This is a genomic window from Priestia sp. SIMBA_032 (assembly GCF_046535215.1).
Lineage (GTDB): Bacteria > Bacillota > Bacilli > Bacillales > Bacillaceae_H > Priestia > Priestia aryabhattai.
The window spans coordinates 1-452 of the sequence record NZ_JAWRXD010000142.1 but is presented as its reverse complement, the minus strand read 5'-3'; the positions used below and the strand labels follow the sequence as shown (position 1 = coordinate 452).

Here is a 452-nt window from a genome sequence, read left to right as displayed (position 1 = left end):
GTACGAGGAATAACGGTGAATGCAATACTTCCAGGATTTATTAAAACAGATATGAATGCAGAACTTTTGAGCGACCCAATGATGAAGCAGTACGCTACTACTATTTCCGCTTTCAATCGCTTAGGTGAAGTAGAAGACATTGCCGATACTGCTGCATTTCTTGCTTCTCCAGACAGCCGCTGGGTTACTGGACAATTAATTGATGTGAGCGGAGGATCTTGTTTATAAAAAACATATATTTTCAAATCTTTTTTATTGCGCAATAAAACAATTTATATAATACTATATAAAACATATACATTTAGGAGGATTACAGCAATGTCCGAAAAAACATACGAACTCGCAACCTTCGCAGGCGGTTGCTTTTGGTGCATGGTAAAACCATTTGATGAACTTCCTGGTATTCATAAAGTACTTTCTGGCTATGCAGGAGGTCATGTAGAAAAACCAAC

General features: G+C 37.6%; 2 protein-coding genes. Both read left to right on the top strand.

Annotated elements, in window-relative coordinates:
- Positions 1–228: SDR family oxidoreductase (locus SB717_RS33715; RefSeq protein ID WP_410907157.1), on the top strand; the 228-nt coding region annotated here is incomplete at its 5' end.
- Positions 229–318: 90 nt separating this feature from the next.
- Positions 319–452, top strand: a 134-nt coding sequence (locus SB717_RS33710; protein ID WP_410907159.1) for a peptide-methionine (S)-S-oxide reductase, incomplete at its 3' end; no start/stop codon positions are given.